Annotated in this window: 20 protein-coding genes; 13 read left to right on the top strand and 7 right to left on the bottom strand. The window is 63.9% G+C overall.

The annotated features are described in order from the left end of the window. The first annotated feature begins 5 nt into the window (after positions 1-5). The 3 genes from BTW07_RS07235 to mnmC all read left to right on the top strand — a co-directional run bounded on the left by BTW07_RS07235 (position 6) and on the right by mnmC (position 3,075). Positions 6-557, top strand: a complete 552-nt coding sequence (locus BTW07_RS07235) for a septation protein A (protein WP_075569506.1) — start codon at positions 6-8, stop codon at positions 555-557. Next, on the top strand, positions 557-856 hold the full coding sequence (locus tag BTW07_RS07230) for a YciI family protein (protein ID WP_075569505.1): 300 nt from the start codon (positions 557-559) through the stop codon (positions 854-856). The genes BTW07_RS07235 and BTW07_RS07230 overlap by 1 nt, the downstream gene beginning before the upstream one ends. A gap of 194 nt (positions 857-1,050) precedes the next feature. After that, a complete protein-coding gene (mnmC, locus tag BTW07_RS07225) occupies positions 1,051-3,075 on the top strand; it encodes a bifunctional tRNA (5-methylaminomethyl-2-thiouridine)(34)-methyltransferase MnmC2/FAD-dependent 5-carboxymethylaminomethyl-2-thiouridine(34) oxidoreductase MnmC1 (protein WP_075569504.1) in 2,025 nt (674 codons plus the stop codon). A gap of 53 nt (positions 3,076-3,128) precedes the next feature. On the opposite strand, the gene BTW07_RS07220 is transcribed toward mnmC, so the two are convergent. Continuing rightward, a complete protein-coding gene (locus BTW07_RS07220) occupies positions 3,129-3,860 on the bottom strand; it encodes a response regulator (protein ID WP_075569503.1) in 732 nt (243 codons plus the stop codon). Between the two features lie 3 nt (positions 3,861-3,863). Continuing rightward, entirely contained in the window at positions 3,864-5,465 is a 1,602-nt protein-coding gene (locus BTW07_RS07215; protein WP_075569502.1) for an ATP-binding protein, read from the bottom strand. Positions 5,466-5,821: 356 nt separating this feature from the next. On the opposite strand from BTW07_RS07215, the gene BTW07_RS07210 reads away from it, so the two are divergent. Further along, entirely contained in the window at positions 5,822-7,135 is a 1,314-nt protein-coding gene (locus BTW07_RS07210) for a 2-hydroxycarboxylate transporter family protein (RefSeq protein ID WP_083941627.1), read from the top strand. Between the two features lie 109 nt (positions 7,136-7,244). Here BTW07_RS07210 and BTW07_RS07205 read toward each other — a convergent pair whose 3' ends face one another. From BTW07_RS07205 to smc, 4 genes are all read right to left on the bottom strand, one after another. Continuing rightward, a complete protein-coding gene (locus BTW07_RS07205) occupies positions 7,245-7,514 on the bottom strand; it encodes a YheU family protein (RefSeq protein ID WP_075569501.1) in 270 nt (89 codons plus the stop codon). Then, a complete protein-coding gene (gene ligA / locus BTW07_RS07200; protein WP_075569500.1) occupies positions 7,511-9,547 on the bottom strand; it encodes an NAD-dependent DNA ligase LigA in 2,037 nt (678 codons plus the stop codon). The genes BTW07_RS07205 and ligA overlap by 4 nt, the downstream gene beginning before the upstream one ends. 153 nt (positions 9,548-9,700) lie before the next feature. Then, positions 9,701-10,957: a cell division protein ZipA gene (gene zipA, locus BTW07_RS07195; protein WP_075569499.1), complete on the bottom strand. Its 1,257-nt coding sequence runs from the start codon at positions 10,955-10,957 to the stop codon at positions 9,701-9,703. A gap of 209 nt (positions 10,958-11,166) precedes the next feature. Next, on the bottom strand, positions 11,167-14,670 hold the full coding sequence (smc, locus tag BTW07_RS07190; protein WP_075569498.1) for a chromosome segregation protein SMC: 3,504 nt from the start codon (positions 14,668-14,670) through the stop codon (positions 11,167-11,169). A gap of 278 nt (positions 14,671-14,948) precedes the next feature. Here smc and BTW07_RS07185 point away from each other — a divergent pair, with 278 nt between their 5' ends. Next, entirely contained in the window at positions 14,949-15,425 is a 477-nt protein-coding gene (locus tag BTW07_RS07185; RefSeq protein WP_075569497.1) for a LexA family protein, read from the top strand. A 65-nt stretch (positions 15,426-15,490) separates the two neighbouring features. Continuing rightward, a complete protein-coding gene (locus tag BTW07_RS07180; RefSeq protein WP_075569496.1) occupies positions 15,491-16,102 on the top strand; it encodes an IMPACT family protein in 612 nt (203 codons plus the stop codon). Positions 16,103-16,141: 39 nt separating this feature from the next. On the opposite strand, the gene BTW07_RS07175 is transcribed toward BTW07_RS07180, so the two are convergent. Then, positions 16,142-16,867, bottom strand: a complete 726-nt coding sequence (locus BTW07_RS07175) for a GntR family transcriptional regulator (RefSeq protein WP_075569495.1) — start codon at positions 16,865-16,867, stop codon at positions 16,142-16,144. 226 nt (positions 16,868-17,093) lie between these two features. Between BTW07_RS07175 and BTW07_RS07170 the strand changes: the two genes are divergently transcribed. The 7 genes from BTW07_RS07170 (at position 17,094) to BTW07_RS07140 (ending at position 24,362) form a co-directional block, all read left to right on the top strand. After that, complete coding sequence (locus BTW07_RS07170) at positions 17,094-18,725, top strand: gamma-glutamyltransferase family protein (protein WP_075569494.1); 1,632 nt, start codon at positions 17,094-17,096, stop codon at positions 18,723-18,725. Positions 18,726-18,728: 3 nt separating this feature from the next. Continuing rightward, a complete protein-coding gene (locus BTW07_RS07165) occupies positions 18,729-19,307 on the top strand; it encodes a chromate transporter (protein WP_075569493.1) in 579 nt (192 codons plus the stop codon). Then, on the top strand, positions 19,304-19,834 hold the full coding sequence (locus BTW07_RS07160) for a chromate transporter (protein WP_075569492.1): 531 nt from the start codon (positions 19,304-19,306) through the stop codon (positions 19,832-19,834). The genes BTW07_RS07165 and BTW07_RS07160 overlap by 4 nt, the downstream gene beginning before the upstream one ends. A gap of 123 nt (positions 19,835-19,957) precedes the next feature. Next, the gene (locus BTW07_RS07155) at positions 19,958-20,971 is read left to right on the top strand and encodes a Bug family tripartite tricarboxylate transporter substrate binding protein (RefSeq protein WP_110661325.1); all 1,014 of its coding nucleotides are present in this window, start codon (positions 19,958-19,960) and stop codon (positions 20,969-20,971) included. Then, positions 20,968-21,501 (top strand): tripartite tricarboxylate transporter TctB family protein, encoded by a 534-nt coding sequence (locus BTW07_RS07150; protein ID WP_075569491.1) that lies wholly within the window; start codon positions 20,968-20,970, stop codon positions 21,499-21,501. Before BTW07_RS07155 ends, BTW07_RS07150 begins: the two co-directional genes overlap by 4 nt. A gap of 136 nt (positions 21,502-21,637) precedes the next feature. Further along, positions 21,638-23,149, top strand: a complete 1,512-nt coding sequence (locus tag BTW07_RS07145; RefSeq protein ID WP_244158323.1) for a tripartite tricarboxylate transporter permease — start codon at positions 21,638-21,640, stop codon at positions 23,147-23,149. Positions 23,150-23,363: 214 nt separating this feature from the next. Beyond that, complete coding sequence (locus tag BTW07_RS07140) at positions 23,364-24,362, top strand: tRNA dihydrouridine synthase (RefSeq protein WP_075569723.1); 999 nt, start codon at positions 23,364-23,366, stop codon at positions 24,360-24,362. The last annotated feature ends 114 nt before the right edge of the window (positions 24,363-24,476 follow it).

Genomic DNA, 24,476 nt, shown 5'->3' with positions numbered 1-24,476 from the left:
CCCGTATGAAACTGCTGTTCGATTTCCTGCCCATCGCGATCTTCTTCGCCGTCTATCATCTGAGCGGCGATATCATCACGGCGACGATGGTGCTGATCCCCGCCACGCTGGCGCAGTTGGGCATCGTCTGGTGGCGTCAGCGCCGCATCGAAAAGATGCTGCTGATCACCTCGATCATCGTGATCGTCTCGGCCGGCGCCACCATCGCCTTCCACAATCCGGCCTTCATTCAGTGGAAGCCCACCGTCATCAATGCGCTGTTCGGCGTTGCCTTTCTGCTCTCGCCGCTGTTCGGCGGCCAGACGCTGACCCAGCGGATGATGGGCAAGGCGGTGTCGCTGCCGGCAGCCACCTGGCGGCGGCTCAATCTGGCCTGGGTGCTGTTCTTCCTCGCCATGGCCGCACTCAACGTCTACGTCTTCAGCTACTACGACGAAGCGACCTGGGTCGACTTCAAGCTGTTCGGCATGCTGGGGCTGACCCTGCTGTTCGTGGTCGGGCAAGGCTTGTTTCTGGCCCGCCACCTTTCGCAATCACAATCGGAGGAAGGTTCCTGATGCTCTACGCCATCATCAGCGATGACATCGACGACAGCCTGGACAAGCGGCTCTCGGTCCGTCCAGCGCATGTCGAACGGCTGGAAGCCTTGAAAGACGAGGGGCGGCTGGTCCTCGCCGGCCCCCATCCGGCCATCGACAGCGACAATCCAGGCGATGCCGGTTTCAGCGGCAGCCTGATCGTGGCCGAATTCGACTCGCTCGAAGCCGCCCAGCGCTGGGCCGACGCCGACCCCTACGTCGCCGCCGGGGTCTATTCGCAAGTGCGGGTCAAACCGTTCAAGCGGGTACTGCCGTAACCCGGGCCCTCCAGCCGCCTCGTTATCCACAGCCGGGTTTTGCACACTTGCTGTGGATAACACTGTGAAGATCCCGCGGACGCCTTCCCAAGCTGCCGACAAGCCGTCGCCTGACGGCAAGCGATCAATTTTCATACAACGCGTCGCCGGTCCCTGACGAGTCGACCGGTTGACGGCCCGCGAGCGTGACGATCATGAACGCCAAGACGGTTACCCCTCATCGCCACGGCATCCATCATGCCGAGCTCGACTGGCGCGTGGACGATGGCGACGTCGAGGCGCCCTTCTCGACCGCCTACGATGACGTCTATTTCTCTCGTCAGGATGGCCGCGAGGAGACGCGCTTCGTCTTCATCGACAACAACGATCTGCCACGGCGATTGGCTGACTGGCACGAGCCGCGGCCGTTCACGATCGGTGAAACCGGCTTCGGCACCGGGCTCAACATGCTGTGTGCCTGGGCGTGTTTCGATGAATACGCCCCCGCTGGCGCCAGACTGCATCTGGTCTCGACCGAAAAGCATCCGCTCACTCGCGATGCGCTGGAGCGCGCCTGGCGCAGCTGGCCGCAACTGTCACGCCAGGCCGGCTCGCTGATCGCACAGTGGCCACCGGCGGTGGCTGGCGTCCATCGGCTGCAGCTGGATGACCGCGTCACGCTGGATCTGCATTTCGGTGACGCCGCGGATTGCCTGTCGCGTCTGGACGGCCAGATCGATGCCTGGTTTCTCGACGGTTTCGCGCCGTCGAAGAATCCCGACATGTGGCGACCCGAACTGTTCACCGCCATGGCCATCGCCAGCCGGACGGGCGCCACCTTTGCCACCTTCACCTGCGCGGGTTTCGTGCGTCGTGGCCTGGCCGCCGCCGGCTTCCGCTGGCGCAAGGTACCGGGCTTCGGCCGCAAGCGCGAGATGCTGCGTGGCGAGCGAGACGAATCGGTGCCGCCGGCATCCGAGACCTTGTCTTCCCGAGCGACGACGCCCTGGTTCCAGCCTCCGCCCGTCATGGCCGTCGGCCATGTTGCCGTCATCGGTGCCGGCATTGCCGGCACCAGCGTCGCGGCGGCGCTGGCGCGGCGCGGCAGCCGGGTGACCTTGATCGACCGTGCCGGTATCGCAGCCGGCGCTTCGGGCAATCCCCAGGCGGCGCTCTACGTCAAACTGGCGATCGAACCCAATCTCCAGAGCCGGTTCTATCTGGCGGCACTACTCCATACGCAGCGCTGGCTGGCGCGCCTGGACCCCCAGCGCCAATGGTGGTCGGACTGCGGACTGCTGCAACTGGCCGGAGACGATCGGCGACGGCAGCGGTTCCTGGCCAACTACGACTTGCCGGCGGCTGTCGTTTCCGCCAGCGATCCTTCTCATGCCGCCGCGCTCGCCGGCATCGATCTGGCCCAGCCCGCCCTTCATTATCCCCAGGCAGGCTGGGTCGATCCGATCGCCCTGTGCCACCATCTGGCGGCGACGCCAGGCATCGCGCTTCGCCGCACCGAGCTCACATCGCTGCGAGAGACACAAGCCGGTTGGCAGCTCCAATTGGGAGACGGTTCACTGGACGTCGATCAGGTCGTGTTCGCCACCGGCCACGCCAGCCACGATTGGCTCGACGGCCTGCCGCTGCAATCCGTCCGTGGCCAGATCTCCACGCTGTCGTGGCCGCCGCACGCCGATGCGGACACCGACACCGATAGTGCCTCGGCGCTGGCGCGCGTGCTCTGTGCGGAGGGCTATGTGATGCCGGCGCGAGAGGGCAAGCTCACCTTCGGCGCGACCTTCTCGCCCAACGATGACGATACCGCCGTCCGGGAAGTGGATCATCGACGCAATCTCGACGAGTTGGCGCGGACGGCACCGGCGCTGGCCGGGCAGTTCGCCGGCCTGACGACCGCTGACTGCACCGGGCGCGCCAGCGTTCGCGCCGCCAGCCCCGACAAGACACCCTACGCCGGGCCGCTGCCGGATACCGGGTGCTGGCGCGACGACTACGCAGCACTGGGCAAGGATGCCAAGCGACGTTTCGACCGTCCGGGCAGCCATTATCCCGGGCTCTGGGTAAGTACGGCCCACGGCTCTCGTGGCATGGTCAGCGCGCCGCTGTGCGCCGAACTGATCGCGTCACGGTTATACGACGAGCCAATGCCGCTGGAACGCGAGCTGATCGATCATCTGCATCCCGGCCGGCGAATCATCGCCGATCTGATTCGCGGCCGCTGATACGGCTCGATTTCCCGGTCCGATTTACCGACACAACCGATTCGACCGGACGCTCACGCGCCCGCGCTGCCGGTCTCCGCCAGTTGCGTCAGCGCGTCGCCATCGAGGCAGCGGTAGGTAAAGGAGGGGCGGCCGATCTGGCCGTAATGGAAGGACTCCTCGAGCACGCCGCGATCCACCAGATGCTTGAGATACTTGCGCACCGACACTCGCGACATGCCGGTATTTTCGCTCAACCCTTCGGTGGTGAAAGCCGCGCCTTCCTGCTCGGCGGCCGCTCTCGCCACCTGGGCCAGCGAATTGGCGGTCAGCCCCTTGGGCAGATCGCCGGGGCGGGCCGGCTGGCTGGCAGCCGCTTCGCGGCGAAACAGTGCATCCAGGTCGCGCTGGTGGGCGCGCGCAGGCAGCCGAGAAAGTCGGCGGTGGGTGTCCAGGCAACGGCTCAGAGCGTCCTTGAAACGCTCGAACTTGAACGGTTTGACCAGGTAGTCGCTGACACCCAGATGTTTGGCTTCACGCACGGTCTCCATTTCCGAGGCCGCGGTGATCAGCACGATCTGGATATCACGGGCCTGGCGGCGCAGATCACGCACCAGCGACAGGCCATTGTGTTCGCGCAGATAGACATCCAGCAGCAGCAGATCCACTGGCTCTTTTGCCAGCATGTCTCTCGCTGCCGGCAAATCCTCGCATTGCGCGACCAGGTCGATGCCGTCAATGCGATTGAGAAACTCCACATTGAGCCGCATCACCATCGGGTCGTCTTCTACCACCAGCACGCGCATCGTTCACGTCACTCCGTCGGTTACCTGCGTTACCGCCATCGCATAGGGTACTGTCACCTCGACCAGCGTGCCACGCCCCAGCGTCGAATAGAGCGCCAGCGATCCACCGAGCGACTCCACGTGCGCCTTGACCAGGGATAACCCGTAACCTCGTCCCTCTCCCTTGGAGGAGAACCCCTGCTGCAGGACCTGCTGGCGCTGGTTCTCGGCCATCCCCTGACCGTTGTCCGAGACGTGCAGGGACAGCGCCCCGCCATCGACCCCCAGGGAGAGGCTGACCCGTGGCGCCTCGCGTCCGGCGACCGCTTCGAATGCGTTCTCCACCAGATTGCCAATGATTGACACCAGCAGGTGAAGAACCTCGCTCTCGTCAGGCGCAGGTATCTCGCTTTCCAGGTCGATCTCGAATTCCACCCGCCGCTCTCTGGCCTCGCTTCCCTTGGCCAGCAGGAAGCCGGCCAGGATCGGGTCTCGAACGCCGGCGATCCGCGCCGCCGCCGGGGCGATCAAGGTGTCGTCGAGCTCGCGCAGATAGCGCTCCAGGCGCCCCAGATCCCGCAGCTGGACCAGCCCCAGAATGACGTGCAGTCGATTCTTGAACTCATGGGTGGAAGCACGCAGCGCCTGGGCGTATCGGCTGACGCCGGTCAGCTCTTCCGCCAGCCGGTTCACCTCGCTGCGATCGCGCAGCGTCACCACGCTGCCGCCCGCGCCGCGTTCGCCGCGAATCGGTACACGGTTGACGATCAGTGCACGGCCGTTCAGCGTCAACCGACGATCAAGCGCGGGAACGCCGCTGTCGAACAGCTCCTTGAGCGTCGCGGTCGGAATCCCCGAGCCATCGTCCGCCGCCGAGGGATCCAGCAACTGACAGGCCGCGGGATTGACCAGCGTGACCTGGCCCCCGCCATCGACTGCCAATACCCCCTCGTGTAACGACGCCAGCATCGCCTGGCGCTCCCGGACCCACTGGGATATCTGGTGGGGTTCGAACCCCAGAAGGATGCGTTTGATATAGCGTGCCAGACACCAGGCACCCGAAGCGCCGACCAGCATCAGCAGCGCGATGCCGATCAACAGACTCTGGCGTCGTTCGGCCAGCAGCAGGCCGACACGGGTCAGCGTGACACCGGTCGAGACCGCTCCGATGACCGTGCCCTGGGCATCGACCACGGGCGAAAAGCCGCGAATGCTGACGCCCAGCGTCCCTTCGGAGCGAGAGACGTAGGATTCACCCGCCAGTGCGGGATCTTCGTCGCCGCCGCGGAAATATCGCCCGACCTCGTCGGGATCGGGATGGGTCAGGCGTAGATGATCGAGATCCATGACCGTGATGAAATCCACCCCCAGGCGTTCGCGCAGTCGTTCGATCTCCTGGCGCAGCGGCGAGCGAGGGTCGTGGACGATGGGCCGGGCCGCCAACGCCGCCTTGACGTCCTCCCGGTCGGCCAGCACCGCCGCCAGCCCCATCACCCGTTCGCCCTGGGCCTCCTCGAGATTGGCGCGCAGCTGATAGTTGAACAGCAGCAGTGCGACACCCAGCGTCAGCACGATCATGCTGGCGACCAGAATCGATATCTGGGCACTCAGACGCAAGCGCCTCATGCCCCTTTTCCAGTTAGCCATGATGTCATTCCGACCTCGTCCTGTTGGCTGGAGTGTCGGACCCATCCGCGCCTGTTTGACTATCGTTTCGCCCATCGCCTCGCCCATCGCCGATCCGCATCACTGCTCCCCGAGGTTCATGCCGGTACGACCGTGGATTTAGACCATGGTGGTATACCGCGCAATCCAGGTCTGTGCCGGGCGCGAACGCCCGTCTTTCAATAATTTAATAAGGCTTTAATAATTTCATAAAACTTGGTCGACGCGGTGAGGCCTCTATCCTCGGCTGCGTACCGCCCTACGGGGCACGAATATCGCCTAACGCCCTTTGGGCGAAAATCCTTGGGGAGCCAACCATGACTTCAACCGTGACGCAAACCGCGTCGTCCGATGCCGGACGCCGAGACAGCTGGCTATCGACGCCCATCTTCGGCATTCCGTTGCCCCTTTTCGCCATCGCTACGCTGGTTCTGATCGCTTCCATGGTGACCGACACGATCCCGACCGGCATGATCGGCGCGTTGCTGGTGATGATGATCCTTGGCGAACTCATGGGATTTATCGGTGATCGGCTACCGATCGTCAAAACCTATCTGGGAGGCGGCGCCATTCTCGCCATCTTCGGTGCCGCAGCACTAGTCTACGTTCAGTGGCTGCCGACCGGCGTCGTCGACAACGTGACCCAGTTCATGAAGGGCGGCGGCTTCCTCAACTTCTATATCGCCGCGCTGATCACCGGCAGCATCCTGGGGATGGATTCCAAGGTGCTGGTCAAGGTCGGTTCGCGCTACGCCTTGCCGCTGGTCTGCGCCGTGCTGTTCGCGGCCCTGTTCGCGATCGCCGTCGGCTGGATGATGGGTTTCTCGCCGCAGGATGCCGTCGTGGTCATCGCCCTGCCGATCATGGGCGGCGGCATGGGTGCCGGTGCCGTACCGATGAGCCAGATCTACGAGCAGCTGCTGGGTCAGCCGGCCAGCTACTATATCTCCATTCTGGTGCCCGCACTGGCGCTGGGTAACGTCTTCGCCATCATCATCGCCGGTCTGCTCAATGGCCTGGCCAATCGCATGCCGAGTCTGACCGGCAATGGCCAGATGATGCCGGGTGTGGAAATCGAAGAGCGCGAAAGCAAGCCAGATCTTTCCAAGCTGGGTATCGGCATCATCGCCGCACTCACCTTTTTCGTCGCCGGCGAGATCCTGGGCGGCTTCATTCCGCTGCATCCGTACGCGCTGATGATCATTCTGGTCGCCGTGCTCAAGATCACCAACGTGGTACCGGAGTCGATCAACGATGCCGCGGCGCAATGGTTCCAGTTCGTCGCCAAGAACTGGACCTTCGCCCTGCTGTTCGGCATCGGAATCGCCTACACCGATCTCGGTCAGGTGATCGACGCGATCTCCATCACCTACGTGATGATCGTCTTCGCCGTCGTCGCCGGCGCAGCGTTCGGTGCCGGGCTAGTCGGCAAGCTGGTCGGCTTCTACCCGATCGAATCCGCGATCACCGCCGGACTGTGCATGGCCAACATGGGCGGAACGGGTGATGTCGCAGTACTCTCAGCCGCCAAGCGGATGCAGCTGATGCCGTTCGCGCAGATCTCGTCGCGTCTCGGTGGTGCATTGATCCTGCTGATATCCAGCATCGTGGTGCCGCTGTTCTTCACCTGATTTGTCAGCAATGGCCAGTCAGAATGCCGGGTCATGAAAACGGCGCCACGGTTATCGAACCGTGGCGCCGTTTTTCGTGTTCCGGATGACTCGGCGACGGCCGCTCCATTCAGCCTTCTTCCTCGTCGTCGGCAAGGTCACGGCCGAAGCCGCGCCACTGGGCCAGGGTCATGACTTCGGTGCTCTCGGTCTGCAGGTCGTGCACGATCAGCAGCTCGCTACGCTCCAGCTGGCGCTTGAGATCGCGCACCCAGTCATGCATGTCCGTCGCCACGTCGGTGGTGTCGTAGCCCTGCCGGGTCACGAAGGTCTCGAGCAGGGCATCCAGCGTTTCCGCGGGCAACATCCGATGCGGAATCTCGACGAAGCGTCCACTCATGTCCCCGCCTCCCATTGTGTCAGCCGCTCGATGAACGTCGCTTCGTCGATCACCTCGATGCCCAGCTCTTCGGCCTTGGCCAGCTTGCTACCGGCACCGGGCCCGGCGACGACGGTAGCGGTCTTCTTCGACACGCTGCCGGCAACCTTGGCGCCGAGTGCCTGCAGGCGCTCCTTGCCTTCGTCGCGGGTCATGTTTTCCAGGCTACCGGTCAGTACCCAGGTTTGCCCTTCCAGCGGCTGAGGCCGGTCGCCGATGACTTCCTCTTCCCAGGTCACGCCGACCGCCAGCAGATCGTCCAGCGTCTCCTGGTTGTGCGTCTGGCGAAAGAAGGTATGAATATGGTGAGCCACCACGGGGCCGACATCGTCGACGGCCTTCAACGCTTCCAGCGATGCCTCTCGCAGCGTCTGCAGAGCGCCGAAGTGACGCGCCAGGCTCGCCGCGGTGGCTTCGCCCACTTCACGGATCCCGATGGCGTAGACGAAACGTGCCAGCGTCGTCCGTTTGGCCGCGTCGAGCGACTGGACCAGATTGTTCGCGGATTTCTCGGCCAGCCGCGGCAGTTCGGCGAGCCGTTCGGCTCTCAACCGAAACAGATCCGCCGGCGTCTTGACCCATTCACGCTCGACCAGCAGATCGATCAGCTTTTCGCCGAGGCCATCGATATCCAGGGCGCGCCGACTGGCAAAATGCTTCAACGCCTCCTTGCGCTGCGCCGGGCAGTAAAGACCGCCGGAACAGCGGGCGGCGACCTCGCCTTCGAGCCGCTCGATCTGCGAACCGCAGACCGGACATGCGGTGGGCATCTCGATGGCACGAGTGTCTTTCGGGCGCTGCGCCTCGACGATCCCCACGATCTGGGGAATGACGTCGCCGGCGCGGCGCACGATCACGGTGTCGCCGATGCGCACGTTAAGCCGTTTGACCTCGTCCATGTTGTGCAACGTGGCATTGGATACCGTCACCCCGGCAACCTGAACCGGTTCCAGTTTGGCCACCGGCGTCAGCGTACCGACACGACCAACCTGAAAGGCCACGTCGTTGAGCGTCGTGGTCTGCTCCTGGGCCGGATATTTGTAGGCGATGGCCCAACGCGGCGCGCGGGAGACGAAACCCAGCTCGCGCTGATCGCGCAGGCTGTCGACTTTCAATACGGCGCCGTCGATATCGTAGTCCAGCGCGTCGCGACGCTCGCCCAGGTTATGGCAAAACGCGACGACGCCGTCCACGCCCTCGACGACGTCGAGCAGCGGACTGGTGCGAAAGCCCAGTTCGCGCAGCCGCTTCAGATAATCCGAATGCGACTTCGCATCGTCATCGCCTTCGAGCCGGGCGACCTGATAGGCGCAGAATTCCAGCGGCCGCCTGGCGGCGATCGAGGAATCCAGCTGGCGCAGGCTGCCGGCAGCGGCATTGCGTGGATTGGCGAAGACCTTGTCGCCATTCTCGCGCGCGCGCTCATTCATCGCCTCGAAACCCGAGTGGCGCATGTAGACTTCTCCACGCACCTCGATCAGCGACGGCACTGACTGGCCGCGCAGCTTGAGAGGAATGGAGTGGAGGGTGCGCAGATTGAGCGTAACGTCTTCACCGGTGCGTCCGTCGCCCCGCGTCGCGCCCTGAACCAGCTGCCCGTTTTCGTAGACCAGCGACACCGCGAGTCCATCGAGCTTGGGCTCGCAGCAGAAACGAAGCGTCTGTGCATCGCTCTCGAGCTTGTCGGCCACCCGTTTGACGAACGCCGCGAGCTCCTCTTCGCTGAAAGCGTTGTCGAGCGACAGCATGGGCACGACGTGAGTCACCTCGAGAAAGCGCTCGGCGGGACGCGCGCCGACCCGCTGGGTCGGTGAATCCGGCGTTACCAGCTCGGGATGATCGTTCTCCAGTGACTGCAGCTCGCGCAATAAGCTGTCGTACTCGACATCCGGAATCTGCGGCTGGTCTTCGACGTAATAGTGGTAGTTGGCATCGTCCAGCTGCTGGCGCAACGCACCGGCCCGCTCTCGGACCGCTTGGGGGATCTGGCTCATGACACTCGATTCGGTCGCCGCACAAAGTGTGCCCGCATTGTAGCGGAAGCCGGGCGTGACTGCCGCAGCGCGGGGATATCCAAAGACCGGAAACGGCGACGGGGCCCGAAGGGCCCCGTCGTCACGTCCAGCTCGGCTCAGGCCGTTGCCAACTCAATTGGCCTGATAGCGATGCAACCGATGGCGACGCTCGAACTCCTGCACGCGCTGACGGGCAAACTCGATCGTCTGGGCGGTCATCACGCTGTGATTTTCGTCCTTGAGCTCCCCACCGAGGTTGCGTACCAGCACCATCGCGGTCTCCAGCATCGCTTCGAAGGCGGCCGCCGTATCGTTGGCACCAGGCAGCGGCATCAGGAAGGTCACGCCCGGCGTCACGATCTCCTCCATGCTGTCGAGATCGAACACCCCCGGCTTGACCACGTTGACCATCGAGAACTGCAGCTCGCTGTCCTCGGCTTCGGTCTCGTAGCGGTGGAAGATCCCCATCTCGCTGAACCGCAGACCGCACGCCAGCATCAAGTTGAGCAGATCGGCACCGTCGAAACCATCCTCGGTTCTGGCCAGCACGCTGATGACGATGATCTCGTCGGAATGTGCCAGCGTCTCGCGGGCGCGTGCGGCACTGACGTGGTGACGTTTGGCCCGTTCCACCGCCGGATGCTGGGTGACGACATCATGGCGCGATGAGGCATCGAGATCGGTAGCCGGCTGCCCTTCCCATTTCGGCTCGGCGCGGCGATCCGACCGAATCGATTCCGGCTGATCGGCCACGTTCGTCTCCTCGACGTCCTGCCGGCCACCGTTTGCGACGGCATCACCATCCTTCGGCACCAGGGTGGTGATCTGCAGACGGCTGGCGGGCTCGGCTGACATCCCCTCTTCGGACGCCAGCCGCGGCTCGAGATGACGCTCCGCTTTCTGCGCCCGCGCGTCCTCCGCTTCACGCCTGGCATCGTCGCGCCTGTGGCTCAGACGGTGTGCCGAATCACTGACACGCTTGGCACCGGCACGAACCGCACTCTTCACATTGTTCGTCACGTTGTGCTGCATGTCGGCGAACGACGAGCGCGTGCCACGATCGAGAATGCTGCTTTGCAGCTCCTCTTTCGGAATCCGCTCCTGACGCTTGGGCTCGGAAGGCCTGACCGGCTCCGCACCGTTACCGCTACGTTCGAACGTCGCCGCTCGGACGACACGTGCCCCTCCATTGGGCAATTCCCAGTTGACCTCGGCCTCGCGGGCCGCCTGTTCCGGATCCGCCTCGGATCCGTCGTCAGTTCCACTCTCTCCGATCGCCTGATCTAGGCGCGGAACCCGACGTTGGCGCTGAAGGCGGCGGAAGCCATCGACCACGATGGTCGCCACCAAAACCAGCCCCAGGATGATCAGCCACTCTCTTAGTTCCATGGGTCGTCTTGCCTGTTCGCGGTGCCACTATGCTGGAAGAGGACAACATGCTCACGGCATGTTGGCCTTAGCATAGCGTGATTTGTCAAAAATGGGCTACTTTTTTTCTTTGTCAAGTGAAGTTTTGCCCATCAGCAATCACCCTTCAATTCCATCCCATGTGCGACATCCTATTACGTCCATAGCCAGTTTGGCTATTTTCGACAACATCAGGACGCCTCTGCCATCGATGCCGCTTCCTCCACACCGACGGATACCAGACGGGATACGCCCGGCTCCTGCATGGTCACGCCCATCAATCGTTCGGCAGCTTCCATCGCAATTTTGTTATGGGTGATGAAGATGAACTGGACGCTCTCGGACATTTCCTTGACCAGCTTCGCATAGCGTCCGACATTCGCGTCGTCGAGTGGCGCATCGACTTCATCGAGCATGCAAAAAGGGGCCGGATTGAGCTGGAAGATAGCAAACACCAAAGACAGTGCCGTCAGCGCTTTTTCACCCCCTGACAGCAAATGAATGGTGCTGTTTTTCTTGCCAGGGGGGCGGGCCATGATTGCCACGCCCGTCTCCAGCAAATCCTCCCCCGTGAGCCTCAACCACGCGGCCCCACCGCCGAAGACTCGTGGAAAAAGTGCCATCAGGCCCTGGTTCACTTGTTCGAAAGTCTGCTTGAAACGGGATCGTGTCTCTTGATCGATGCGCTTGATTGCCCGTTCCAGCGTGTCGATCGCCTCGCTGAGCTCGGCATGCTGGGCTTCAAGATAGTCGCGTCGTTCGGCCTGCTGCTCGTACTCCTCAATCGCCGCCAGGTTGATGGCACCGAGCCGCCGGATGCGCTCGCCGGTCTCTTCCAGGCGGGTCTGCCAGGCGGATTCGGTGGCATCGGGATCGAGATGTTGCTGTAGCTCGCGGGCGTCCTGCTGCTGCTCCGCCAGCGCCTCCTGCTGAGCATCGGCCTTGAGCGTCAACGCCTGCACCTGCATTCTGGCTTCCTGCAGCCGCTGACGAAGCCCTTCCAGCTGGCGTTCATGCTGCTGGCGATCGATCTCGGTCTGACGCAGCGTTTCGCCAATCTGATTGGCGCGATCCCGACAGCGATTGAGCGCGGTTTCCTGCTGCGATCGCGTTTCGAGCAGCTGTGCCAGGCGCTCGCGTTGATCGTCGTCGGGCTCGTGGAGTGTCTCGCGTTGCTCTCGCAGCAGCTCGCAACGCTCCTCGAGCCGAGAGAGCTGTTCCCGGCTGCGCTCGGCCTGCTGCTGAAGCTCGCCGCGCTGGGCCTCCAGACGCTGACGTTCGAGCGCCAGCTGCTGCTGGGTCTGGCGCGCCTGCTGCTGCTGCTGGCGCAGTCCGGTCAACCGTGCCTGACTCTGCTCGCGGGACGCTTGTCGCGAGTCGCGCTCGGCGCTGTTGGCCTCGATCTGATCGAGCGCCTGCTGCCAGCGCTCCCTGGCACTTTCGAGCTCCAACGCCTGGGAAGCCTGCCGCTCCTGGCCCTGCGCCTGCTCGGTGTCGAACTCCCGCAGTCGCGAGGCCACATGCTCCACCCGACTTTCCAGGGTAGCGAGTCGGGTCGCTTGCACCTGGCGCTGTTCGGCGAGCTCACGCTCCTCCTGCCGCAGAGTTTCCAGCGCCGCCTCGTTGGCGTGGGTCTCGGTCTGCCAGCGGGCGATCTGCGCTTCGCGCTCGGCCAGCGAGGCGTCGAGTGTCGCCAGTTCCTCGAGCAGCACGTCGCGACGCTGACGCTGCAGCAAGACACTATCCGCGTTGGCGTCGTCCCGCCCCAGACGCCTGGCCCAACCGTGGCCCAGCCACAGGCCATCCTTGGTGATCACGCTGTGGCCTTCGGAAAGCTCGGCGGCCCTCTGCCAGGCCGTTGCCGAATCGTCGACGCAGTGGATCGTCGACAGCAACAGCGTCAGCGCGCCGGCACCGTCGACTTTCGCGCCCAACGACTGCGCCGGTGCGGCGCCTGCTGCCTGACCCGACACCACCGGCAGCTCGCCGCGAGTCAGCGATTCCAGCGGCGCACGGGCAGCTTCAGGGTCCGCCAGACGCGCCTTGAGCCAGGGCGAGAGCACCCAGGCAACGGTACGCTCCCAGCCCTCCGCTACGGCGAGACCCTCGGCAACCCGCGGCGCGTCAGCCAGCGGGTGATCATCGAGATGCTCGGCCAGACTGGCGTCGTCATCGCTCAGCGCCGCCTCGATCAGGGCCTCGAGCGAGGCAATCTCTCCCTGGCAACGATGCTGACGCTCGCGTTCGCTATCCCGGGATGCCTGAACGTCGGCCTGCCCCTCCCGGGCACGCTGACGCGACTGATGACGCTCCTCGCGGCGAATCTCCAGCGTCTGCTGTCGCTCGTCCAATACCGCCAAGGCTTCCTGCAGCGCCTCCCTTTCCACGTCGAGGTCACCGACGTCGGGCAGCTCCGCCCGCTGCTGCCGACGGCGCTCGAGCTCGCGGGCCCACTCCTCGAGCTGGCGTTCGAGGCGCTGGATCGTCTCCTGTTCGCGTTCGGCGCGGTGGCGTGCGTCCCGGTCCCGTTCGTTGAACGCCTCCCACTGCTGCTGGCGCTCATGGGCTGCCGCCTCGGCCTCCTCGAGCTGAGCCTCCAATGTCAGCAATGCCTCATCTGCAATCTCGGCATCGGGCAGCAGCGTCTCGAGTCGGGCCTCCAGTTGCGCACGACGCGCGGCGTCCTGCTCGACCAGCTGTGCCAGCGAATCCCGCTCGCGCTGGGCACCGTCGAGATCACCGGCCAACTGCTGCGCGCGCTGGCGGGCATGTTCGAGCGATTGCTCCAGCCGGGCGATATCGGCACCGGTCTGGTAGAACGCGGCCTGATGCGTTTCCAGCTCCGCGGCCACGGCATCGCGCATCTCCCGACCTTCCTCCAGGCGCGTTTCACACTGTCGCTGCCCAAGAATCTCGCGTTCGACCTGGATCTCGCAGTCGAGCACGCGGGCTTCCTCGTCGCGCTGCTGGCTGCGCAGCGCCCGCTCGCGCAGGACCGCCAGCTCGCCCCGCAGGCGATGCTCCTCCTGTTTCAGCGTGCGATAGCGTTTGGCCGCTTCGGCCTGGCGCTTGAGGCGTTCGAGCTGCTTGTCGAGTTCCTCGCGAATATCGTCGAGACGCTCGAGGTTCTCCTGGGTACGCCGCAGCCGGTTCTCGGTCTCCCGGCGGCGCTCCTTGTACTTGGAGATTCCCGCCGCCTCTTCCAGCGTATTGCGAAGCTCTTCCGGACGCGCCTCGACGAGCCGGGAAATCATGCCCTGGCCGATGATCGCGTAAGAGCGTGGCCCCAGGCCGGTGCCCAGGAAAATGTCGGCGATATCGCGGCGGCGACATTTCTGGCCGTTGAGGAAGTAGGTGGACTGCGCTTCGCGGGTGACCTGGCGCTTCACTGCGATCTCGTTATAACCGGCGTAGGCGCCGCCGAGATCACCGTCGCGATTGTCGAAAATCAGTTCGACGGAGGCCAGGCCGATGGGGGATCGACCGGTGGAGCCGTTGAAGATGACATCGGTCATCGACTCGCCGCGCAGTGTCTTGGCGGAGGATTCGCCCATCACCCAGCGCACGGCGTCGATGACGTTGGACTTGCCGCAACCGTTGGGTCCGACGATGGCGGTCATGTTGCCGTCGAACGGTACCGTGACCGGATCGACGAACGACTTGAAGCCGGCCAGCTTGATGGACTTGAGGCGCATGCAGTAAATGGAGCTCCCGGACCCGATGTCACAGCGGCGAAATGCCCGTCTTGGCGGCCCGCTGCAGGTTTCGGCAGAGCCTAAGGCACCGCGTGGTCGATATCCAGCGTCAATGTCGCCGAATCGGTCGCGCCAGCCATCGAGCCGACTTGGGCATGGCCGGCGGCAGACATCGAGAATGTGAAGAAAGAACGTGAAGTTGCCAAGGGAAGTGGCGCTATCAACTTGCCGCAGCCGCTTGCCTTGCTATGATGGCGATACCACCTCGGGAGAAGACGATGACAAACGCCGCACCGAGCTATCTCCAGCGCCAGCCGAATCTGCCGCTGATCGACGGCAACTGGGAACCCATCGACGCCACCGATATGGTCGAGATCCCGCTGCTGGGCCAGGTCGCTGCCGGCCTGCCGATGGAAGCCTGCCTCGACAATGCTACCGTGCACGTCCCGGCGAAGCTGGTCCGCCGCAACACCTATGCGCTGCGCGTCCGCGGCGATTCGATGATCGACAGCAACATCTTCGATGGCGATGTCATCATCATCGAACGCTACGAGTCGGCGGAAAACGGCGAGACCGCGGTAGTCCTGATCAACAATCACGAAGTGACGCTGAAAAAGCTGTTCATCGAGAAATCCGGCGTCCGCCTGCAGCCCGCCAACGACAGCATGCCGCCGATCTACTTGAAGAACGAGGACGTTCAGGTGCTCGGTCTGGTCATGGGCGTGATGCGCAGCAACTCGCCTCAGGCGGCCTGAGCCATCGGGCCGGACTGGCAGCGGCCCGAGCAGGCTTTGCCTGCTCGAATCGACCAAGAGATTCCATGCGCTATCCGATCCCCGATCTTGCCCCCTCCGAGCGTCATGTTCATGCCATCGAGATCGAGAAGAGCCGCTTCATCTGCTGGCTCTGTCATGCGCCAGACAGCGCTGCCTTCGACACGCTTCTGAACGAGGCGCGGGCCACCTATCCCGATGCCAGCCATCACTGCTCTGCCTTCATCGCCGGCGCGCCCGGCGAGCAGGTCGCGATCGGATTCTCGGATGATGGCGAACCGGGCGGCACCGCCGGACGACCCATGTTCCAGGCCCTGGAAGGCAGCGGCATGGGACAGGTCGGCGCTGTCGTGACACGCCATTTCGGCGGCACCAAGCTGGGTACCGGCGGCCTGGTTCGCGCCTACACCCAGGCCGTGCTCAAGGCGCTCGAAACGCTACCCCGGCGCGCGTTCACCGAGCGTCGCGCGGTGGCTATCCAGGTCGATTTCAGCCATGAGGCGGAAACCCGTCGCTGGCTGGCGGAGCACGACATCCCCGTCGCCAGCGCCGATTACGATAGCCACGGCGCGCGCCTGGCACTGGAATGGCCCGCCGATGACAGCGTCTCGCTGACGTCGCTCGAGCAACGCCTCAAAGGCGCACTGGTACGCCTTTGATCGGGCTCGCTCGCGCCGTGTGATCGAACCGCGGCGTCGTTACGCTCCCGGCACGCTTCCGCCTTCTCTCTCGCTCTCCCCCTCGTTGCTACCTCCGCTCCTCCGATTCTCCTGGCAGGCGCCCTGAGCCACTTCGTAGGAGAGCCGTATGTGCTCTTCGAGCAAACCTCTGGCGGCGGCGATATCGCGTGCCATCGCCAGGTCGACCAGTTGGCCATGCTGATCATTGAGCATCGTCCGTACCGCGTCGTTGGCCGGCGCCATGCGGCGGTAGCGGTCGAACTGATCATGAAGCTGTTCGATGAAGCGCAGCAGCCAGGGTGAGCCGCAGGGCTCCAGCAGATGACGATGGAACTGCAGGTGCATCTGTTCCCAGTGATCGAGCTGCCCGGAGACTTCATCCGCCCGCTTGAGCCGGTGGAACGCCGCCAGCAGGCCGGCCTCCCATTCGTCGCCACCGGCTTCGAGCGCCTGCTCCAGCGCCTGCCCCTCGAAGCGCTGCCTTAAATCGGCGATGTCGTCCAGCTCGGTACGTTTCAGCGCGGGAACCCGAAAGCCCCGCTGGCTCTCCTGCTCCAGCAGGCCATAGGCCGCCAGTCGATTCAGCGCTTCGCGCAACGGGCTCAGCCCGACACGATAATGCTGCTTGAGTGCGGTAATGGCGAGCTTCTGTCCGGTGGCAAAACGACCGCCGATCAGATCGCGTTTCAGTGCTGCGTACAGCTGGCTGGCCGACAGGCTGCCGGTGGGCACTTCGGCTCCCATAGAGACTGACCTTCTTTCGATGACGAGAACTCACTGATTTGTCGACGTCGCCCATGATGCCGACAAGGGACTTGACCTGCACGAGAGTACGACGCCATAGTAAAAATCGATTTTTTATATCATAAACGATTTGCATCAGTTTACCGTAAGACCTTTCGATCTCGGGGCGGCCGGCTTCAGCGAACCGTCTCACGGTCAATCGGCTCACAATAAATCGAGAAATGCCATGTCACTCGCTTTCGATCACAACAACCCCTTTCCGTCTCGCCGTAGTGCCACCTATGCCAGCCGGGGCATGGTTGCGGCGTCACAGCCACAGGCCAGCCAGGCCGGACGCGATATGCTGGCCCAGGGCGGCAACGCGATCGATGCCGCCATCGCGACGGCAGCGGTGTTGACCGTGGTCGAGCCTAGCGGCAACGGCATCGGCGGCGATGCCTTTGCGCTGGTGTGGCTGGCCGAGGGCCACGACGGTGGCGGCAAGCTCCATGGCCTCAACGCCAGTGGCCATGCGCCGGCGCGGCTGACGCCCGAGGCGGTCAAGGCCGCCGGTCACGATGAGATGCCCCTGCACGGCTGGACGCCGGTCACCGTCCCCGGCATTCCCGCCGCCTGGGCCGAGCTCTCCAGGCAGTATGGCAAGCTGGACTTCGCCACCCTGCTGGCGCCGGCGATCCGCATCGCCCGGGAAGGCTTCCCTGTCTCTCCGGTGATCAGCCTGCTATGGCAGCGCGCCGAGGTCGAATTTCGTGCCAAGGCGGATGATCCCGCCATCGCGACGTGGCTGGAGGCCTTCACGCCGAATGGTCACGCGCCCCAGCCCGTTGAACTCCACCGCAACGAGGCCCAGGCCAGAACCCTCGAGGCGCTGGCCGAGAGCCGCTGCGAGAGCTTCTATCGTGGCGAGCTGGCGCAAAAGATCGACGCCTTTTCGCGAGCGACGGGCGGCTACCTGCGAGCCGAGGACCTGGCGAACTATCGGCCCGAGTGGGTCGATCCGATCTCGGTCAACTACCGCGGCTATGACGTCTGGGAAATTCCGCCCAACGGACAAGGCATGGTGGCATTGATGGCGCTGCGCATGATGGAAGGATTCGATGTCACCGTGCGCGACGATCCGCAACTGCTGCATCGTCAGCTGGAGGCGATGAAACTCGCCTACACCGATGGCCATCATCACATCACTCAGGCCGAGCACATGCGCACCAGCGTCGCCTCGCTCCTGAGCGACGAGTACGCCGACGTCCGTCGCCGTCTGATCGGCGAGCGCGCCATCGATCCCGAGCCCGGCCAGCCGCAAGCCGGCGGCACCGTCTATCTGGCTACCGCCGACAGCGACGGCAACATGGTCTCCTATATCCAGAGCAACTATCACGGTTTCGGTTCCGGCGTGGTAGTGCCGGATACCGGCATCTCGCTGCAGAATCGCGGTCACGGTTTCAGCCTCGATGCCGGTCACGTCAACGTGCTGGCGCCCGGCAAACGCACCTTTCACACCATCATTCCCGGCTTCCTGACCCGCGGCGACACCGCGCTCGGCCCGTTTGGCGTGATGGGCGGTTTCATGCAACCGCAGGGTCACATGCAGGTGGTGATGAATCTGGTCGACTTCGGCCTCAACCCGCAGGCAGCGCTGGACGCACCGCGCTGGCAGTGGATGGGCGGACGCCAGATCGGTATCGAGCCGGGCTATCCGATGCATGTGATTCGCGAGATGGCGGTACGCGGTCATCAGATGACGATGGCCGTCGACAGCACCGCCTACGGCCGCGGCCAGATCATTCTGCGCGATCCTGAAAGCGGGATCTACTGCGGCGGCACCGAGCCGCGTACCGACTCCAGCATCGCGGTGCTCTGAGCCATGCCCTCATCCTTGACGACTCAGCGACGCCTGTTCGTGGCGTTCCTGCGCATCGGCCTGCTGGGATTCGGCGGTGGCCCGTCGATGATTCCGCTGGTTCGTGCCGAGGCGGTCACGCGCTACCAGTGGATGAACGATGAAGAATTCGGCGACGTGCTGGCCATCGGCAATACCCTGCCCGGGCCCATCGCGACCAAGATGGCCGGCACCATCGGTTATCGAGTCGGCGGCGTGCTGGGCTGCATCAACGCCGTCCTGGCGGTGATCGTGCCCTGCATCGTGGCAATGGTCGTGCTGTTGGGACTGTTCACCCGCTACCGCGATCAGCGCTGGATTCAGGGCATGAGCGAGGGCGTCGTCCCGGTGGTGATGGTGATGATGGCCCAACTGACCTGGGACTTCTTTCAAAAATCACGCGCCGTGCTGGGCTGGATCGTGACCCTGATCATGGGAGCGATCGCCGGTGGCCTGATCTACGGGCTGGATATCCACCCGGGGCTGGTGATCGCGGCAATTCTGGTGGCGGCGCTGCTGCGCCCGGACCGGCGGCGCGAGCGTAGCGGGGAGACCGAGTCATGATCTACTGGGATCTGTTCCTCGCCTTTTTCATTCCCAACATCATCGGCTACGGCGGCGGCCCTGCGATCATTCCGCTGGTCGAGAACGAAGTGGTCGGCCGCTATGGCTGGATGACTTCACAGCAGTTCGCCGAGACCCTGGCGCTGGGCAACACGCTGCCCAGCCCCATCGCCACCAAGATGGCCGGCTACATCGGCTACGACGTGGCCGGGATCGGCGGCGGTCTGGTGGCAACCTTTGCCACCGTCGCCCCTTCGCTGATCCTGATGCTGGTAGCACTGGGAACCCTGTATCGCTACCGGGATTCGATCAAGGTCAAGTCGATGAGCCAGTGGGTGAGACCGGTGATCATGGTGCTGATGGGCTATCTCACCTGGTCGTTTCTGAGCGAAGGGGTCGGCGACGCCGGCTGGATTCACACTGCGATCATCGCCGCGATCGCCTGCGTCATGCTGTGGCGACTCAAGCTTCATCCGGTATGGGCCGTGCTTCTTGGCCTGGTCTATGGCGGATTTCTGCTCGGATAAGCGGTGGGAAAACCGCCCGAGCCGAAGAAAAGCAGCACCTCAAAAAAGCAGCACCTCGAAGACAGACAACGATTCGAAGCAAGACGACACGACGTCAAACCAACAAATCAATAAGGACAACTCATGTTCTACGACGTACTCCACCATGCCGCCCATGGAAAGCTGGGCCGAGCGCTCGCCTCCAGCGCGGCGATCGCTTCACTGACCGTCGGGCTCGGCGCCGCCGCTCTGGCGACCAGTCAGTCGGTACAAGCCGACGACTACCCCGATCACGCCATCGAATTCATCGTGCCGTGGTCGCCGGGCGGTGGCAGCGATGCCCTGATGCGCATCATTTCCAACGCCGCCCAGGAAACCCTTGGCCAGCCGATGCCGGTGATCAACATGCCCGGCGTCAGCGGGACCATCGGCCTCAAGGAGCTCGCGCAGAAAGATCCCGACGGCTACACCGTGGGTCAGATCCACGAGGGGCTGATGGCCTCCAACGCCACCGGCCTGACCCAGCTCAACTGGGATGATTTCCAGCCGATCGCCTCGCTGGCCTCCTCACCGCAATACCTGGTGGTCAATGCCGACAGTGACTGGAAGACATTCGAGGAGTTCGCCGAGTACGCCAAGGCCAATCCTGGCGAGATTCGTGTCGGCGCCACCCTCGGCGGCATTCCCCATGTCCATGCAGCGATGATCGAAGACGCTATCGGCGCCCAGTTCCGATACGTCGGTTTCGAGGGAACCGGCGCACGCATTCGTTCGCTGGTGGGAGGTCACATCGACGCCTCGATCGGCGATATCTCCTCGAGCCTGGAGTTCGTCAAGAACGGCGACCTGCGCTTTCTCGCCGTCGGCAGCAAGGAGCGTCTCAAGCAGACACCCGACGTACCTACCTTCAAGGAGCTCGGTTACGACAATCTCAACCTGAGCATCAACCGCGGCATCGTCGCACCCAAGGGAATCGATCAGGCCAAGGTGGAAACCTTGGCAAAGGGTTTCGAAACCATGTCCCAGAATCCGGAGTTCATCTCTCGGGTCAACAAGGCTGGCGCCGAAGTCGAGTTCATGGGGCCGCAGGCTTACGCCGACTACCTTGCTGATGTCGATGCAACCATCAAGCGCCTTTCCGGCAAGCTGGCGCGATGAACGATGCCACCAACACGGTCTCCCGCGTCGAGCGGGAGACTGACAGCGAGCGCGGCAAGGCGCTCGCCAACATCATCTTCAATGCCGGCCTGGCGGCGCTGTTCGTGGGTCTGTTCCTGCAGGCCGGCGACCTGCCCTCGTCGATGTGGGAACCGCTGGGTGCCGGCTCCTTTCCCCGGCTGATTCTGGGCGCGTTGATCACCTTCAATCTGGCGATCATGGTGCAGTCGGTGGCAGCGCTGCGCCGCACCGATCGTGAGGCGGGCGTGGGAGCCACCCACTGGTTCATCCAGCGCCGCATGGCCTTTGCCACGCTGGCGGTATTCTCGCTCTACGCCCTGCTGATGCCGTGGATCGGCTTCGCGTTGGCATCACTGCTGTTCCTGTTGGCGGTGCAAGTCATTCTGGGCGCCCGACGCGGAAGACGACTGCTGATTGCTGGCGTGATCGCCGCGGTCTTCGGCCTAGGACTCTACGTGCTGTTCAGCCACGTGTTCCTGATTTCACTACCCCGGGGGCACCTCTGGTAGCTGGAGACCGTAAGCCCTGAACGGATAGTCCTGAACGGATAGTCCTGAACGGATAGTCCTGAACGGATAGCCCTGAACGGATAGCCCTGGACTGATAGCCCACTCAAACAAGACCAACGGGACGAGAGAATTTCCCATGCCAATGACCGATGCACTGCTCAGCAGCGTCGAACAACTGTTTTCGCTGGCGACACTCGTCAGCATGATGATTGGGGTCATGGCTGGTGTCGTGGCCGCCGCCATTCCCGGATTCACGATCACCATGGCGATCGTGCTGACACTGCCGGTCACCTTCACCATGCCGCCCTTGCAAGGCGTGGCGACCATGCTTGCGGTCTATGTCGGGGGCGGGTCCGGCGGGCTGATCAGCGCAGCGCTGCTGGGCATTCCCGGTACACCTTCGGCGGTAGCGACCACTTTCGATGCCTATCCCATGGCCCGCAAGGGCGAGCCGGGCCGAGCGCTGGCACTGGGGATCTGGGCCTCGTTCTTCGGTGCGCTGATCAGCGCCGTGGTGCTGATCGTGGCCGCGCCGCCACTGGCCATGATCGCCGTCAAGCTCGGGCCCTGGGAGTACTTCTCGCTCATCCTGTTCGCCGTCACCGTGGTGGCAAGCCTGGTCGGCAAGTCGATTCTCAAGGGGCTGATGATGAGCCTGCTGGGACTGTTCATCGCGACGGTGGGACAGGATCCAATGATGGGGGTGCCCCGCTTCACCTTCGGTATCGACGTGCTGGCGGCCGGCATTCCATTCCTGGTAGTGCTGATCGGTATCTTCGCGGTCAGCCAGCTTGCCAGCGAAGTCGAGAATCCTGCGGAACTCCATCAGGGGCAGGCGCTGGTGAGCGGGAAGATGCATTTTCGACCGTTCGCCGTAATGCGAGAGGTGCTTGGCCGGCCCGGCAATCTGCTGCGTTCGTCGATGCTGGGCGTGGTCATCGGCGCGGTACCGGGCGCCGGCGGCAGCATCGCCAACCTGATCGCCTACGATCAGGCCAAACGCGCGTCGAAGACGCCGGAGCTTTTCGGCACCGGTATCGCCGACGGCGTGGTCGCGTCGGAGTCCGGCAACTCGGCCACGGCCGGCGGCGGGCTGATCCCGATGATCGCGCTGGGCATCCCCGGCAGCGCGGTCGACGCCGTACTGATGGCCGCGCTGATGGTACAGGGCGTCAGCGTCGGTCCCCGCTTGATCATGGACAACGCCGATCTGGTCTACGGCATGTTCCTGGCGATGTTTGTGGCCGCCGGCATGGTGCTGGCCTTCTGTCTGATCAGCATGCGCTGGTTCCTGCGGATCACCGAAATCCCCAAGTCGATCATCGTCCCGGTGGTGCTGGTCTGCTGCGCGGTCGGCGCGCTGGCACTCAACAATCGAGTCACCGATCTCTATCTTCTGACCGGCGTCGGCCTGGTGGGCTACCTGTTGGCCAAGCTCGATTACCCGCTGGCACCGCTGGTACTCGGGGTCATTCTGGGACCGATCGCCGAAACCAACCTGCGCCGTGCGCTGATGGCCGACGAGGACTGGACGCTATTCTTCACTCGCCCGATCTCGGCGGCGCTGCTGCTGCTTGCCGTGCTCTCGGTGGTGTTTACGGTCCGGCGCTTGCTTCAGCAACGGGCTGGCGTCCGCGCCAGCACTTGATGAATCACAGGACGAGCGGCAATCCGGCGACGGTGCCGCTCATCTTTTCATTCGTCCTCGGCGAGAGGTGTGCTAGCGTGGCGACCGATTCTCCGGAGGTCGTATGGCACAGCCTTTCTCCTATTTTGACACCGCCTTTTCTGACACCGCCTCTCCCGACGTGCCTTTTTCTCGCGCACCCTCGATCAAGAGGGGCCGTATCGGCCTGGCGCCCATGGAGGGCGTCATCGATGCCGACACTCGCGCCCTGCTGAGCGACGATGGCGCGCTTGACTGGTGCGTCACCGAATTCGTGCGCGTCGTCGACGCCAAGCTGCCACCGCGAGTGTTCCTGCGCCACTGTCCGGAGCTGGCGACGGCAGGCAGTTCGGGGCCGCTCACGCCGTCGTCCACGCCGGTCACGTTGCAACTGCTCGGCTCCGACCCGCAGGCGCTGGCCGCCAATGCCGAGCAGGCGATCGCTCAGGGTGCGACACGTCTCGATCTCAACTTCGGTTGCCCGGCCAAGACGGTCAATCGTCACGACGGCGGCGCTTCACTGCTGCGCACGCCGGAGCGTGTTCATGCCGTGGTCACGGCGGTGGCAGATGCGGGACGGCGCTTCGGGGTTTCGGTCAACGCCAAGCTGCGGCTCGGCTTCGACGACAAGCAGCTGGCCCTGGCCTGCGCACAGGCGGCGGAAGCTGGCGGTGCCGAGGAACTGGTGGTCCATGCCCGAACGCGGCGCGAGGGCTACCGCCCGCCCGCCCACTGGGAATGGATCGCTCGTATCCGCAGCGCCGTCAGCGTGCCGGTGGTGGCCAACGGCGATATCTGGTCGCTGGAGGATTACTGGAAAGCGCGCACGCTCTCGGGCTGTCACGATGTCATGCTGGGCCGCGGCATGCTGGCCGACCCGTGGCTGGCTCGGCGCATCCGTCACTGGCAGGATTCCGGCGGCGAACGTCTATCGCCGACGCCGTGGTCGGCGCGCAGCGCAATGCTGACGCGCTATGCACAGGCCAAGCAGCAGGCGGGAATGCAGGAGAAAGTGATCGTATCGTTGCTGAAGCAGTGGCTGAACATCATGCGGGGCCGAGATGCAGAAGCGGCAACGCGCTTCATGGCATTGCGACGGGAAACCGCCCTGCCATCCTTTCTGGCCGGTCTGGATAGCGATGAGTCCGGGCACGATCCGTCGTGGGGCCACCTGCGCCCGACCACAATCGAATGACCCATGAACAAAAACCCCCGCACCCTTTGTAACAGGAGTGCGGGGGTTCTCGAGAAGATGGTGCGCCCGGGAGGATTCGAACCTCCGACCCCCTGATTCGTAGTCAGGTACTCT

The organism is Salinicola socius (genome assembly GCF_001937195.1).
Classification (GTDB): Bacteria; Pseudomonadota; Gammaproteobacteria; order Pseudomonadales; family Halomonadaceae; genus Salinicola; species Salinicola socius.
Note: the sequence above shows the minus strand (reverse complement) of the source record. Positions and strands in the feature narration are given on the sequence as shown.

Coding starts and splice junctions, on each gene's coding strand:
- BTW07_RS07235 (WP_075569506.1), top strand. CDS start 6: ATGAAACTGCTGTTCGATTTCCTGCCCATCGCGATCTTCTTCGCCGTC.
- BTW07_RS07230 (WP_075569505.1), top strand. CDS start 557: ATGCTCTACGCCATCATCAGCGATGACATCGACGACAGCCTGGACAAG.
- mnmC (WP_075569504.1), top strand. CDS start 1,051: ATGAACGCCAAGACGGTTACCCCTCATCGCCACGGCATCCATCATGCC.
- BTW07_RS07220 (WP_075569503.1), bottom strand. CDS start 3,860: ATGCGCGTGCTGGTGGTAGAAGACGACCCGATGGTGATGCGGCTCAAT.
- BTW07_RS07215 (WP_075569502.1), bottom strand. CDS start 5,465: ATGAGGCGCTTGCGTCTGAGTGCCCAGATATCGATTCTGGTCGCCAGC.
- BTW07_RS07210 (WP_083941627.1), top strand. CDS start 5,822: ATGACTTCAACCGTGACGCAAACCGCGTCGTCCGATGCCGGACGCCGA.
- BTW07_RS07205 (WP_075569501.1), bottom strand. CDS start 7,514: ATGAGTGGACGCTTCGTCGAGATTCCGCATCGGATGTTGCCCGCGGAA.
- ligA (WP_075569500.1), bottom strand. CDS start 9,547: ATGAGCCAGATCCCCCAAGCGGTCCGAGAGCGGGCCGGTGCGTTGCGC.
- zipA (WP_075569499.1), bottom strand. CDS start 10,957: ATGGAACTAAGAGAGTGGCTGATCATCCTGGGGCTGGTTTTGGTGGCG.
- smc (WP_075569498.1), bottom strand. CDS start 14,670: ATGCGCCTCAAGTCCATCAAGCTGGCCGGCTTCAAGTCGTTCGTCGAT.
- BTW07_RS07185 (WP_075569497.1), top strand. CDS start 14,949: ATGACAAACGCCGCACCGAGCTATCTCCAGCGCCAGCCGAATCTGCCG.
- BTW07_RS07180 (WP_075569496.1), top strand. CDS start 15,491: ATGCGCTATCCGATCCCCGATCTTGCCCCCTCCGAGCGTCATGTTCAT.
- BTW07_RS07175 (WP_075569495.1), bottom strand. CDS start 16,867: ATGGGAGCCGAAGTGCCCACCGGCAGCCTGTCGGCCAGCCAGCTGTAC.
- BTW07_RS07170 (WP_075569494.1), top strand. CDS start 17,094: ATGTCACTCGCTTTCGATCACAACAACCCCTTTCCGTCTCGCCGTAGT.
- BTW07_RS07165 (WP_075569493.1), top strand. CDS start 18,729: ATGCCCTCATCCTTGACGACTCAGCGACGCCTGTTCGTGGCGTTCCTG.
- BTW07_RS07160 (WP_075569492.1), top strand. CDS start 19,304: ATGATCTACTGGGATCTGTTCCTCGCCTTTTTCATTCCCAACATCATC.
- BTW07_RS07155 (WP_110661325.1), top strand. CDS start 19,958: ATGTTCTACGACGTACTCCACCATGCCGCCCATGGAAAGCTGGGCCGA.
- BTW07_RS07150 (WP_075569491.1), top strand. CDS start 20,968: ATGAACGATGCCACCAACACGGTCTCCCGCGTCGAGCGGGAGACTGAC.
- BTW07_RS07145 (WP_244158323.1), top strand. CDS start 21,638: ATGCCAATGACCGATGCACTGCTCAGCAGCGTCGAACAACTGTTTTCG.
- BTW07_RS07140 (WP_075569723.1), top strand. CDS start 23,364: ATGGAGGGCGTCATCGATGCCGACACTCGCGCCCTGCTGAGCGACGAT.